Below are 12,724 nucleotides of genomic sequence, written 5' to 3'. Positions count from 1 at the left end.
CCGGTGGCCACCGACCGCCCCGAGCAGATCACCGACCCGGTGGCCTTCCACTGCGAGGGCCCGGTCTGGAGCCCCGACTGGGGCGGCCTGCGCTGCGTCGACCTGCTGGCCGGTGACGTCCTCGCCGTCGACACCACGAGCGGCGCCGTCCGCCGCGACCATGTCGGCGCCGTGGCCGCGGCGCTGCGACCACGAGCCGCGGGTGGGACGGTGCTCGCACTGGAACGCGGCTTCGCGCTCATCGGCCCCGCCGGCCCCGAAGACTTCTCCGGCCTCACCGGCGGAGTCCGCCGGTACCTCGGGGACCTGTGGGACGCCGACGCCGGTGTCCGGATGAACGACGGCGGCTGTGACCCCGACGGCCGCTTCTACTGCGGATCCATGGCCTACGCCGAGACGGCCGGCGCCGGTTCGCTCTACCGGCTCGCACCCGACGGCACCGTCAGCATCGTGCTGACCGGCGTCACCGTCTCCAACGGGCTGGCCTGGAGCCCCGACGGGGCGAGGGCGTACTACGTCGACTCCCCGACGTCACGGGTGGACGTCTTCGACTACGACTCGGAACGGGGGCTGAGTAACCGTCGGGCCCTGGTCACCGTCCCTGCCGACGCGGGCGTGCCTGACGGGCTCACCGTCGACGCCGACGGCTACCTGTGGGTGGCGCTGTGGGGCGGCGGCGCGGTCCGCCGCTACTCACCCGCCGGCCGCCTCGACGGGATCGTCCCGCTGCCCGTGCCCAGGGTGACGGCGTGCACCTTCGGTGGCGACCGCCTCGACACGCTCTACATCACCACCTCCCAGGTCGGCACCGATCTCACCCGGTATCCGGCGGCGGGTGCTGTGTTCGCCCTCGCCCCGGGAGTTCGCGGCCAGCCGGTGCAACCGTTCACGGGCTAGATCCGCGTGACTCGCTTCCGTTCTGGTGTCCCGCGGAACACTCGATCAGGGCACGGCACATCGCAGCTGATCAATCTCCGTGCAACGGGCTGTTAGTCTGACGTTGCTTCGCACACCGTTCTCACACGTAACGCCGCGCCCGGCGAGGTGCCTGTGTCACTGCCCCAGCGGAACGTTCCCGGCGAGGACCGCCTGACCTGGCTGAGTGACCAGCTCAGGGATCAGGGAGCGGTCACCATCACCGCCGCGGCGGCGGCGCTCAACGTCAGCGAGATGACGATCCGGCGGGACCTGTTCCAGCTGGAGGAACGCGGGGTGGCCCGCCGGGTGCGCGGCGGGGCGCGCTCCGTCGGCCCGCGCAGCTTCGCCCAGCGCCGGGACCGGATGGCGGCGGCGAAGTCGCGCATCGCGGCGAAGCTCGCCGAGCTCGTCCCGGACGGGGGCGCGGTCGCGTTCGACGCGTCCTCGACGGTCATGCGGCTCGCCGGCGCTCTGACCAGCGCGGACGATCTGCTCGTCGTCACGAACGGGCCCGACACGTTCGGCGTGCTGCGGGACAGGCCGGGTATCTCGGTGCTGCTGACCGGCGGACGGCTCGATCCGCGGACCGGCAGCCTGGTCGGCCCGCTGGCGAGCCGGGCGGCGGCGGACATCACCGTGCGGCGGCTGTTCGCCTCGGCGGCGGCCCTCGACGAGCGGGCGGGCCCGCTGGAGGAGACCCCGGAGGAGGCCGACGTCAAGCGCGCGCTGGCCGCGGGTGCCGAGCAGATCGTCCTGGCCGTCGACTCCTCGAAGCTCGGCACGCGGGCCGTCGCGCGCTGGCTCGACTGGGACCGCGTCGACTGGCTGGTGACCGAACTCGACCCGCAGGACGACCGGCTGGCGCCCTACCGACGGGTGACGCGGGTCTGGTGACGCGGCTCCGGTGACGCCGCCGCGCCTGCCGGTGTGCCTGCCGTTGTGTCCCTGAGTGCCTTCCCGTCTCGATCCTCGCTTCACGATTGCCGGCCGTGCGAGATTGTGTGACAATTTACAAGATCTCACAGTGGTCGGAAGTGCTGGCGACCGGAAGGGCTGGCGATGATGCGGGCATTCAGCCAGGCGACAGAGGATCTTGCTCGGCAGGAGATCGAGCTGCCCTCGTGGGCGTTCGGGAACTCCGGGACCAGGTTCAAGGTGTTCCCGCAGCGCGGGATCCCGCGTGATCCGTTCGAGAAGGTCACCGACGCCGCACAGGTGCACCGGCTGACCGGGCTCGCGCCGTCGGTCGCGTTGCACATCCCCTGGGACCTCGTCGACGACTTCGGCAAGCTGGGCGAACACGCGCGGGACAACGGCGTCCGGCTCGGCACGATCAACACGAACACGTTCCAGGACGACGACTACATGCTCGGCAGCCTCTGCCACGTCGACGAGCGCGTCCGGGCGAAGGCGATCCGGCACGCCCTCGACTGCGTCGACATCATGGACGCCACGGGCAGCCGCGACCTGAAGATCTGGCTGCCCGACGGGCTGAACTACCCCGGCCAGGCCGACCTGCGCGACCGGCAGGATCGGCTCGCCGACGCGCTGGGCCAGATCTACGCCCGGCTGGCGGGGCACCAGCGGCTCGTGCTCGAGTACAAGCTGTTCGAGCCGGCCTTCTACGCGACCGACGTCCCCGACTGGGGCACCGCCTACGTCCACTGCCTCGCGCTCGGCGAGCGCGCCGTGGTGTGCCTGGACACCGGCCACCACGCCCCGCACACCAACATCGAGTTCATCGTGATGCAGCTGCTCCGGCTGGGGCGGCTGGGGGCGTTCGACTTCAACTCCCGCTTCTACGCCGACGACGACCTGATCGTCGGCGCCGCCGACCCCTTCCAACTGTTCCGGATCATGACCGAGGTCGTCCGGGGCGGTGGCTACGACGAGGGCAGCGAGGTGACCTTCATGCTCGACCAGTGCCACAACATCGAGGCGAAGATCCCGGGCCAGATCCGGTCCGTGCTCAACGTGCAGGAGATGACGGCCCGCGCGCTGCTCGTCGACCGGGCGGCGCTCGCCGAGGCGGAGCGCGCCGGGGACGTGCTGGCCGCGAACGCCGTCCTCATGGACGCCTTCTACACCGACGTGCGCGCCGACCTCGCCGCCTGGCGTGAGTCGCGCGGGCTGCCCGCCGACCCCACAGCGGCCTTCCGGGCCAGCGGTTACGCCGAGCGCGTCGCGGCCGAGCGGGTCGGTGGCACCCAGGCCGGGTGGGGCGCGTGAGCGGGAACCGGACCGTCGCCGAGCTTCTCGCCCGGTCGAACCGGCTCGGTGCCGACCCGCGCAACACCAACTACGCGGGCGGGAACACCTCCGCCAAGGGCGTCGAGATCGATCCGGTCACGGGCCGCGACGTCGAGCTGCTGTGGGTCAAGGGGTCGGGCGGCGACCTCGGCACGCTGACCGAGCCCGGTCTCGCCGTGCTCCGGCTGGACCGGCTGCGCGCGCTGGTGGACGTCTACCCGGGCGAGGACCGCGAGGACGAGATGGTCGCCGCCTTCGACTTCTGCCTGCACGGCCGGGGCGGTGCCGCGCCTTCGATCGACACCGCCATGCACGGTCTCGTCGAGGCGCCGCACGTCGACCACCTGCACCCGGACAGCGGCATCGCCCTCGCGACCGCCGCCGACGGCGAACGGCTCACGAAGGACGTCTTCGGCACGAAGGTCGTGTGGGTGCCGTGGCGGCGGCCGGGCTTCCAGCTCGGCCTCGACATCGCGGCCGTGCGGCGGGACAACCCCGGCGCCGTCGGCTGCATCCTCGGCGGGCACGGCATCACCGCGTGGGGCGACACCAGCGAGGAGTCCGAGCGCAACTCCACCTGGATCATCGAGCGGGCGCGACTCCACCTCGAACGGCACGGACGGCCGCGGCCCTTCGGTGCCGAGGTCGACGACCGGCGCGCGCTGCCGGCCGCGCAACGGCGCGCCAGGGCCGCCGCGCTCGCACCCCACCTGCGCGCGGTCGCGTCCCGCGACCACCGCATGATCGGCCACTTCACCGACAGCGACGCCGTCCTGGAGTTCCTGGCGAGCGAGAAGCTGTTCGCGCTGGCCCGGCTCGGGACGTCCTGCCCCGATCACTTCCTGCGCACGAAGGTCCGCCCGCTGGTGCTCGATCTGCCGGCCTCGGCCTCACCCGAGGAGTGCGTCCAGCGGCTCGCGGAGCTGCACGAGGCCTACCGTGACGACTACCGTGCGTACTACGAGCGGCACGCGACCGTCGACTCGCCGCCGATGCGCGGCGCCGACCCGGCGATCATCCTCGTGCCGGGCGTGGGCATGTTCTCCTACGGCAGGGACAAGCAGACGGCGCGGGTCGCCGGCGAGTTCTACGTCAACGCGATCAATGTGATGCGCGGTGCCGAGGCGGTCTCGTCCTACGCGCCGATCCCGGAGAGCGAGAAGTTCCGGATCGAGTACTGGGCGCTGGAGGAGGCGAAGCTGCGCCGCCTGCCCCAGCCGAAGCGGCACGCGGGCCGGGTCGCGCTGGTCACCGGCGCGGCCAGCGGCATCGGCCGGGCCACCGCGGCGCGGCTCGCCGCCGACGGCGCCTGCGTGGTCGTCGCCGACCTCGATCCGGACATGGCCGTGTCGGCGGCAGCCGATCTCGGCGGCGCCGACGTCGCGGTCGGCGTAGGTGCCGACGTGACGAAGGCGGACGAGGTCGAGGCCGCCGTCGAGGCGACGCTTCTCGCGTTCGGCGGGATCGACCTGGTCGTCAACAACGCGGGCCTGTCCATCTCGAAGCCGCTGCTCGAAACCACCGAGCGGGACTGGGACCTGCAGCACGACGTCATGGCGAAGGGGAGCTTCCTCGTCGCGCGGGCCGCGGCGCGAGCCATGATCGCGCAACGGCTCGGCGGCGACATCGTCTACATCGTCTCCAAGAACGCGCTGTTCGCCGGGCCGAACAACGTCGCCTACGGCGCCGCGAAGGCCGACCAGGCGCACCAGGTCAGGCTGCTGGCAGCCGAGCTCGGCGGCCACGGGATCCGGGTCAACGGCGTCAACCCGGACGGCGTCGTGCGCGGCAGCGGCATCTTCGCCGGCGGCTGGGGAGCCCGGCGCGCGGCGGTCTACGGCATTCCCGAGGAGGAGCTCGGCGCCTTCTACGCCCGGCGGACCCTGCTCGGGCGGGAGGTACTGCCCGAGCACGTGGCCAACGCGGTCGCGGCCGTGTGCTCGGGCGAGCTCAGCCACACGACCGGCCTGCTCGTCCCCGTCGACGCCGGCGTCGCGGCCGCCTTCCTGCGCTGACGATGGCCGCCCGGGTTTTCGCCGCCGTCGACATCGGGGCGTCCGGCGGCCGGGTGATGGCCGGGCTGGTCGAGGGTGGCTCGGTGTCCCTGCGGCCGGTCCACCGGTTCGCCAACCCGCTCGTCGAGGCCGCGGGATCGCTGCGCTGGGACCTCGACCACCTGCACCGCGAGATGCTCCGCGGGCTGCGCCGGCTGGCCCGGGCCTGCCCCGAGCTGGAGTCGATCGGCATCGACACCTGGGCGGTCGACTTCGGGCTGCTCGACGCCGCCGGTGAGCTGCTCGCGCCCCCCGTCGCCTACCGTGACGGCGGCGCGGCGCAGGTCGTCGACGACGTGCACGCCACGGTGCCACCCGAGGAGCTGTTCGCCGTCAACGGGCTGCAGTTCCTGCCGTTCACGACGTTCTACCAGCTCGCCGCGCAGCGGCGCGGCCCCCTGTGGGACCGGGCCGCGCACGTCGTCCTGATACCCGATCTGTTGGCCTACCGGCTGACCGGGCAGCTGCGCGCCGAGCTCACGAACGCCTCGACGACCGGCCTGCTCGACGTCCGGACGCGCCAGTGGTCCGAGGAGCTACTGCGGCGGCTCGACATCCCGCGCCGGCTCCTGCCGGACCTCGAGGAGCCCGGTACCGTCCGCGGCGTCACGCACGCACTCGGCCCGCCGGTCCCGGTGACGACGGTGGGCTCGCACGACACCGCCTCCGCCGTCGTCGGGGTCCCGGCGACGACCGACAGCTTCGGCTACGTCTCGTGCGGAACCTGGTCGCTGGTGGGCCTGGAGCTGCCGGCGCCGGTCCTCACCCCGGACGCCCGCGCGGCGAACTTCACCAACGAGATCGGCGTCGACGGCCGGGTACGGTTCCTGCGCAACGTCGGCGGGCTGTGGCTGCTCCAGGAATGTCTGCGGGAGTGGAACAACCCCGACCTCGAGGATCTCCTCGCCGCCGCCGCGGAGCTGCCACCCGGCGGCCCGGTGATCGACGTCGACGACCCCGCGCTCATCGCGCCGGGAAACATGCCGGCCCGGATCGCGGCGGCCGCGCGCGACGGCGACGGCCGGGTGCGCCGGACGCCGGTGCCGCGGACGCCGGCCGCGCTCGCGCGCTGCGTCGTCGACTCCCTCGCCCTCGCCTACGCGCGCACCCTGCGGCGGGCCGCGGACCTGACCGGGCGACAGGTCGAGGTCATCCATCTCGTCGGTGGCGGCTCCCGCGGCGAGCTACTGTGCCGACTCACCGCGAACGCGGCGGGGGTGCCGGTCGTCGCCGGGCCGGTCGAGGCGACCGCGCTCGGCAACGTCCTCGTCCAGGCTCGGGCCCACGGCGCCGCGCCGGCCACCCTGGAAGACCTGCGCGAGCAGCTCGCGCGCGCATCGACCCTCCGGAGGTACGAGCCGTCATGAGGCCCCTGGCGACACTGCGTTCCGTCATGCGGTTCGGCCCGGTCGAGACCAACCCGACTGAGCGGCGGCTGGCCCGGGCGGCGTCGGTGCACGACCTGCGGCGGATGGCGCGCCGGCGGCTGCCCGGTGGGGTCTTCGACTACATCGACGGCGCCGCCGAGGACGAACGCACCCTCGCCGCGAACGAGCGGGCCTACGCCGCCATGACCTTCCGCCCGCGGGTGCTGCGCGGCCTGCCCGAGGTCTCGATCGGCACGCAGATCCTCGGCGCGCCGGCGGCGTACCCGCTCGTGCTCGCGCCCACGGGCTTCACCCGCATCGCCGATCCGCAGGGGGAGCTGGCGGTGGCCCGTGCCGCCGCCCACGCCGGACTTCCCTACACCCTGTCCACCCTGAGCACGCGTTCGATCGAGGAGGTCCGCGCGGTCAGCGACGGGCGGCTGTGGTTCCAGGTCTACGCCTGGCGTGACCGCGGCCTGGTCAAGGAGATGATCGAGCGCGCCGCCGCGGCCCGGTACGAGGCGATCGTCCTCACCGTCGACACCGCCGTCTTCGGCCGCCGTGAGCGCGACGTCCGCAGGGGCTTCTCCCTGCCGCCCACCATCGGTCCGGGCACGATCCTCGACGGCCTGCTGCATCCCGGCTGGACCTGGCAGTTCGTCCGCAGCGAACCGATCCGGTTCAGCAACGTCGCGGGCCGCGACGTGGGCGACGGGGCGTCACCGGTGACGCTGTCCGACTACATCAACACGCAGTTCGACCCCGGCCTCTCCTGGGCGGACCTGACCTGGCTGCGCTCGGTCTGGGACGGCCGCATCGTCGTCAAGGGCATCCAGACCGTCGCGGACGCGAAGCTCGCGGCCGAGGCCGGCGTCGACGCGATCGTCCTGTCGAACCACGGCGGCCGGCAGCTGGACGGGGCACCGGCCACGCTGCCGCTCGTCGCCCCGGTCGCCGACGCGGTCGGCGGCCGCAGCGAGATCATCTGCGACGGCGGGGTCCGGCGCGGCAGCGACATCGTCAAGGCGGTCGCGGCCGGCGCGACAGCGGCCATGGCCGGCCGTGCCTACCTCTACGCGCTCGGCGCCGGAGGGGAGCGGGGGATCGACCGGCTGCTCGCCTGGTTCGCCGCCGACGTCCACCGCACCTTGGCCCTCCTGGGCGCGGCCAGTATCGCGGACCTGGACCAAGGCCACATCGACGTTCCCTGACGCGGTCTCCGGTCTCCGGACCAGATAGGCATCGCGACGGACCGGCTGTCAGCGGATCCTCCTACTCAGGCCACCGACTGTTCGTGGCAGTACAAGCGGTAGGTCGTCGAGGACTGGAGCAGCGAGGCGTGTGTGCCGGCGTCGGCGACCCGGCCGCGTTCCATCACGACGATCTGGTCGCAGTGGCGGACGGTGGCGATCCGGTGGGCGATGATCAGTGACGTCCTGCCGGACAGGAGCCGGTCCAGGGCGTCGAGCACGAAGCGTTCGCTGCCGGCGTCGAGCGCGCTGGTCGCCTCGTCGAGCACGACGACGGGGGGATCCTTCAGCATCACCCGGGCGATGGCGAGACGCTGGCGCTGCCCGCCGGAGAGCATGACGCCGCGTTCGCCGAGCTCCGTGTGGATGCCGTTCTCCCAGGTGCGCACGAACTCCCAGGCGTTGGCCGCCTCGAGCGCCGCCTCGATGTCCTGGTCGGTGGCGGTCGGCTGGGCGAGTCGCAGGTTGCGCGCCAGCGAGCCGCTGATCAGCACCGACTCCTGGAAGACCACACCCACCGCGGCACGCACCGAGGCCTGGGTGACCTCGCGGAGGTCCTGGCCGTCGATGGTCACGCGGCCCTCGGCGGGGTCGAACAGCCGGAGCAGCAGCTGGGCGACCGTGGACTTGCCGGCGCCGGACGAGCCGATGAGCGCGACGCTGCGCCCCGGGGCGATCGTCAGGTCGAACCCGTCGAGGACCAGGTGCGACTGCCGTCCGGGGTAGGCGAACGAGACCCGCTCGAAGGTGATGCCGCCCCGGGCGACGGCCAGCGCCGGGGCCCGAGGGAGATCGCTGACCGCGGGTCGCTCCTCGAACAGCTTCGCGGCCCGCTCGCCGGCGGCCAGGCCAGCCAGCACCTCGGGGAGGCTGGTCATGACGACGGTCAACGAGCTCGACCCGCGCAGCCAGAAGCCCCAGACGGCGACGACGTCGCCGAGGGAGAGCGTCCCCGACGCGGCCCGCCACGCGCCGACGAACAGGAGCAGGAACGGCGCGACGAACGAGAGGTGGAAGCCGAGCGGGTCGGCGTAGCGGTGCTGTAGCCGCGCCAGGGCCTCGGACCCGGCCCGCACCCGGTCGGTACCGCCCCGCACCTGGCGCAGGGCGTCGTCCTCCGCGTTGAACGCCTTGAGGAGCGTGTTCACGCCGAGCATCTCCGCGAGCGTCCCGGAGGTGCGGCCGAGCTCGTCGCGGATGTCGCGGCTGTGGCGGCGGAGCCGCGGGAGCACCAGCAGCGTCCACCCGACGGCCACCGCGAGCAGGCCGAGCGCCAGCAGGGTCATCCAGGCGTCGACCCAGGCGATGAGGCCCACCGAGATGACCAGGACTGCCAGCGCCCACCACACCGTGAGGCCCTGCCAGACCGTCACTTCGAGGCGCTCGATGTCCTGGTTGATCGCGGCGGCGACGTCGCCGACCCGCGAACGGTGGAAGAAGTCCATCGACAGCCGCTGGACGTGCTCGTACAGGGCCCGCCGCAGGTTGTTCGCCCATCGCGTCGCACCACGCCTGCACCAGGTGTGGGCGAAGTAGGCCGCCACGAGGAAGGTCGCGGAGACGACGACCGCGGCAGTCGCGGGTCCCTGCCAGCCGTCGTGAAGGAACCGTCGCGGGTCCTGCTGGATGCGGTCGAGCACGACCCGGAACACCGCGGGCGTGAGACTCTGCGCGACCGCGTCGACGAGGATGAGCGCGTAGCCGCCGACGAGCAGCCGCCCGCCGTCGCCGGCGTGACTGAACAACGTGCGCAGGGCGTGCGCTCTCCTCCCCGGAGACTTACGCGTCATGAGGACGCCCGTTGCCCACCATCACGTTCGGGTCGCCTCGTCGAGGAGGATCTGGGAGATCCGCTCGCGCAGCGCCGCCAGGGCGTGGCCGCCGCTGTTGCTGTTGTTCTCGCCGTTGGCGTCGGCGTCGTCCGCGCGCGGAGCGAGGGAGAACCCGGTGTAGAGGACGCGCCGTTCCTCGACGAGGGGCGGAGTCGACTCGTGGAGGGTGCAGGTCAGGTGCACCGTGATGTCGCCCGGCTCGGTCGGCACGGCGACGACGGGCAGGTACGGTCGCGATTTGGCGATTTCCACCGGCATCAGAACACGGTGGGATCCGGCGATGACGCGGAGCTGGCCGTTGGTCTCGCCACTGCCGGTGACCGCGATCCCGACGACCATGTTCGAGCAGTTGTAGGCGTGGCGGCCGAAGTGGCAGTCGCGGTGAAAGCTCACGTCCGACGCGCCGACCGTGACACCGATCGGCTTGATGAGCGCTTCCAGGCCGCGACCGTCCACCGGACGCCGTTCGAGCAGGTCGCCGCCGGCCAGAACACCGCGTAAATGCTCCCAGCGTTCGCCCCGCAGGATCGCCGAGGTCGCGGGGGAGTGAGCGATGAACTCCTGGAGCCGCACACAGCGGCGGCTGCCGTCCTCCAGGGTCGCCCACCAGGAACGACCGTCACCCTCACGGTAGTGGGGGAGCGCCCGGTCGATGTCGGAGGAGACCTCGGTCATGTCCGCCGGGTCCAGCCAGCCGCGCAGGTGAAGGTAACCGGCCTCGCGCAGGAAATGTGCGACGTCCGCCGGATCGTCGGCCGGGGTGAAGACACGCCCGAGGTCGAGCGGGGTCCCGTGACGATCGACGAACTCGATCGTGTCGTCCACGACCGGCCAGCCCTCCAGCAGCGTCAGCCAGAGCGAGTCCCACGCGGAGACGTCCACCTCGGACCCGTCGCGGTAGCGCAGCTCGCGCGCGGTCAGCATCGCGTTGAACGATCGCTGGTTCTGCGCCCAGTCGGAGAACTCTGCCTCGCTGAGCGTCACGACAAGCGCGCCCCCGACGGTGCCGCGGGAGGCGGTCAGGGTCGTGCCGTCGCTCGAGAACGACCAGGAGGACGCGCCGATCTCGATGGAGAGTGGTGGTGCCTGTAAAAAGACGATCCCCCGCGCGACGAGAGGGCCATGGCGCGAGACGAGTCCCGGGAATTCCCGCGCGAGAAAATCCTCGATGTCGACGTGGCGCAGGTCGGCATCGCGACGTGTACGGCGATCCAGGGCGATGGGCATGACGATTCTCCCGTCGGAGTGTGCCGCCGGCGAGCATCTTGCTGATCTTCTGTGTTCGGGTCGATTCGTGCCGCGGAAAAGCCGGGACACGCCGAAGATGCTCGAGACTCAACGTCGTCAGGAAACGGCCGGCGGCAACTCGGAATCCGCGTCCACCACTGATCGGCGCGGCTCGGTGACACGGCTCGACAATCGGCATGTCTGCGGGACTGAACCCTGGCCTGTGCACCCACCGCGGAACGTGTAGGAGCCTAATGCAGAGTTACTAGTGCGCGCAAGTGGCGAGCCGGACGTCGGCAACCCACGTCGGCTAGCCGCGCCGGCTCTCGACCGTGGCGGCGACGGTCGCCGCCACCTCCCGGTACCGGTCGAGGACGGAGGGGAGCGGCTCGGCCGTGCGGGTGACGGCGTCGGGGCGGTGCCAGGACGGCGGTGCGGCGCCGCCCGAGCGGGCCAGGACCGTCGCGGCCTGCCGGGCGGCACCGTCGGCGACGTACTCGCCGGGCGCGGGCACGGCGACGGGCACCCCGAGGATCGCGGGCGCGATCTCCTGGACGGCGCGTGACCGGGCGCCGCCGCCGACAAGGAACACCCGGTCGATGCGTGCACCCTGGTCGTGCAGGGCGTCGAGGCAGCCCGCCATGAGGCAGAGCACGCCCTCCACGGCGGCGCGGGCGAGGTTGGCCGGGGTCATCGACGCCGGCGTGAGGCCGTGCAGGGAGCCGGTGGCGGTGGGCAGGTTCGGGGTGCGCTCGCCCTCGAGGTAGGGCACGAGCACCAGGCCCGCGGCTCCCGGCGGGGCGCTCAGGGCGAGCCGGCTGAGCTCGTCGTGGCCGACGCCGAGCAGGGTTCCCGTCGCGTCGAGGACGCGGCTGGCATTGAGGGTGCAGGCGAGCGGCAGGTGGTGACCGGTCGCGTCGGCGAAGCCGGCCACCGCGCCGGTGGCGTCCCGGGTGGCGGCGGTGGCGACCGCGGCGACGACGCCGGAGGTTCCCAGAGACATCAGAGCCTCGCCCGGCCGCAGGTCCAACCCGAGCGCCGCCCCGGCGTTGTCGCCGCATCCCGGCCCCAGCAGCAGGTGGCCCCAGCCGGCGGAGGTGTCGCCCCGTCCCGCGATCTCCTCGGGGCCGGCGACGGTCGGGAGCACGATCCGTTCGACGTCGCCGGGCGTGCGGCGCAGCGCCAGGGCCAGCAGGTCTCGCCGGTAGGCACCGCTGACGGCGTCGAAGTAGCCGGTGCCGGAGGCGTCGGAGCGGTCGGTCCGCAGGGTGTCCAACGACTGGGCGCCGGAGAGGCGCCAGGTCAGCCAGTCGTGGGGCAGCGCGACCGCGGCGATCCGGGCCGCGGCGTCGGGCTCGTGGTCGGCGAGCCAGCGCAGCTTGGTGACGGTGAACGAGGCGACCGGGACCAGGCCGACCGCGGCTGCCCACCGCTCGGCTCCCCGCCCGCCGCCGTGCTCAGCACCCGGCTTGGCTCCCTGCACGGCCTCGCCGTCGCCGAGCTCGGCGACGAGGTCGTCCGCCGCCTGGGCGGACCGGGTGTCGTTCCACAGCAGCGCGGGCCGGATGACCCGCCCGTCGCGGTCGAGCGCGATCATCCCGTGCTGCTGGGCGGCGACCGAGACGGCTTCGACGTCGCCGAGGCCGCCGGCCTGTTCGACCGCGGTGAGCAGGGCCGTCCACCAGTGTTCGGGGTCGATCTCCGTCCCGGGGGGATGGGGCGCGGTTCCCTGGCGGAGGAGAGCGCCGGAGTCGGCGTCCCGGATGACCACCTTGCACGACTGGGTGGACGAGTCGATCCCCGCGACGAGCGCCATGACGGCGGGC

9 protein-coding genes are annotated in these 12,724 nt (G+C 72.7%); 6 read left to right on the top strand and 3 right to left on the bottom strand.

What is annotated here, in order from left to right; all coding sequences use genetic code 11:
• The first annotated feature begins 3 nt into the window (after positions 1–3).
• From AC559T_RS14325 to AC559T_RS14300, 6 genes are all read left to right on the top strand, one after another.
• A complete protein-coding gene (locus AC559T_RS14325) occupies positions 4–897 on the top strand; it encodes an SMP-30/gluconolactonase/LRE family protein (RefSeq protein WP_498869021.1) in 894 nt (297 codons plus the stop codon).
• Positions 898–1,050: 153 nt separating this feature from the next.
• Positions 1,051–1,812, top strand: coding sequence for a DeoR/GlpR family DNA-binding transcription regulator (locus AC559T_RS14320; RefSeq protein ID WP_498869020.1), 762 nt, complete (start codon positions 1,051–1,053; stop codon positions 1,810–1,812).
• Positions 1,813–1,977: 165 nt separating this feature from the next.
• Positions 1,978–3,147, top strand: a complete 1,170-nt coding sequence (gene rhaI, locus AC559T_RS14315; protein ID WP_498869019.1) for an L-rhamnose isomerase — start codon at positions 1,978–1,980, stop codon at positions 3,145–3,147.
• A complete protein-coding gene (locus AC559T_RS14310) occupies positions 3,144–5,183 on the top strand; it encodes a bifunctional aldolase/short-chain dehydrogenase (RefSeq protein ID WP_498869018.1) in 2,040 nt (679 codons plus the stop codon). The genes rhaI and AC559T_RS14310 overlap by 4 nt, the downstream gene beginning before the upstream one ends.
• 2 nt (positions 5,184–5,185) lie before the next feature.
• Positions 5,186–6,589, top strand: coding sequence for a rhamnulokinase (locus AC559T_RS14305; protein WP_498869017.1), 1,404 nt, complete (start codon positions 5,186–5,188; stop codon positions 6,587–6,589).
• Complete coding sequence (locus AC559T_RS14300) at positions 6,586–7,800, top strand: alpha-hydroxy acid oxidase (protein WP_498869016.1); 1,215 nt, start codon at positions 6,586–6,588, stop codon at positions 7,798–7,800. The genes AC559T_RS14305 and AC559T_RS14300 overlap by 4 nt, the downstream gene beginning before the upstream one ends.
• A gap of 65 nt (positions 7,801–7,865) precedes the next feature.
• On the opposite strand, the gene AC559T_RS14295 is transcribed toward AC559T_RS14300, so the two are convergent.
• From AC559T_RS14295 to AC559T_RS14285, 3 genes are all read right to left on the bottom strand, one after another.
• Complete coding sequence (locus tag AC559T_RS14295) at positions 7,866–9,629, bottom strand: ABC transporter ATP-binding protein (RefSeq protein WP_498869015.1); 1,764 nt, start codon at positions 9,627–9,629, stop codon at positions 7,866–7,868.
• A 21-nt stretch (positions 9,630–9,650) separates the two neighbouring features.
• Complete coding sequence (locus AC559T_RS14290; RefSeq protein ID WP_498869014.1) at positions 9,651–10,898, bottom strand: phytanoyl-CoA dioxygenase family protein; 1,248 nt, start codon at positions 10,896–10,898, stop codon at positions 9,651–9,653.
• Positions 10,899–11,208: 310 nt separating this feature from the next.
• Entirely contained in the window at positions 11,209–12,714 is a 1,506-nt protein-coding gene (locus AC559T_RS14285; RefSeq protein ID WP_498869013.1) for a xylulokinase, read from the bottom strand.
• Positions 12,715–12,724: the final 10 nt, after the last annotated feature.

Source organism: Frankia sp. Hr75.2 (assembly GCF_949319125.1).
Taxonomy (GTDB): domain Bacteria; phylum Actinomycetota; class Actinomycetes; order Frankiales; family Frankiaceae; genus Parafrankia; species Parafrankia soli.
Note: the sequence above shows the minus strand (reverse complement) of the source record. Positions and strands in the feature narration are given on the sequence as shown.

What these genes read in the sequence shown, in the direction of transcription:
- rhaI (WP_498869019.1), top strand. Translation starts at nt 1,978, where the DNA reads ATGATGCGGGCATTCAGCCAGGCGACAGAGGATCTTGCTCGGCAGGAG.
- AC559T_RS14305 (WP_498869017.1), top strand. Translation starts at nt 5,186, where the DNA reads ATGGCCGCCCGGGTTTTCGCCGCCGTCGACATCGGGGCGTCCGGCGGC.
- AC559T_RS14300 (WP_498869016.1), top strand. Translation starts at nt 6,586, where the DNA reads ATGAGGCCCCTGGCGACACTGCGTTCCGTCATGCGGTTCGGCCCGGTC.
- AC559T_RS14295 (WP_498869015.1), bottom strand. Translation starts at nt 9,629, where the DNA reads ATGACGCGTAAGTCTCCGGGGAGGAGAGCGCACGCCCTGCGCACGTTG.
- AC559T_RS14290 (WP_498869014.1), bottom strand. Translation starts at nt 10,898, where the DNA reads ATGCCCATCGCCCTGGATCGCCGTACACGTCGCGATGCCGACCTGCGC.
- AC559T_RS14285 (WP_498869013.1), bottom strand. Translation starts at nt 12,714, where the DNA reads ATGGCGCTCGTCGCGGGGATCGACTCGTCCACCCAGTCGTGCAAGGTG.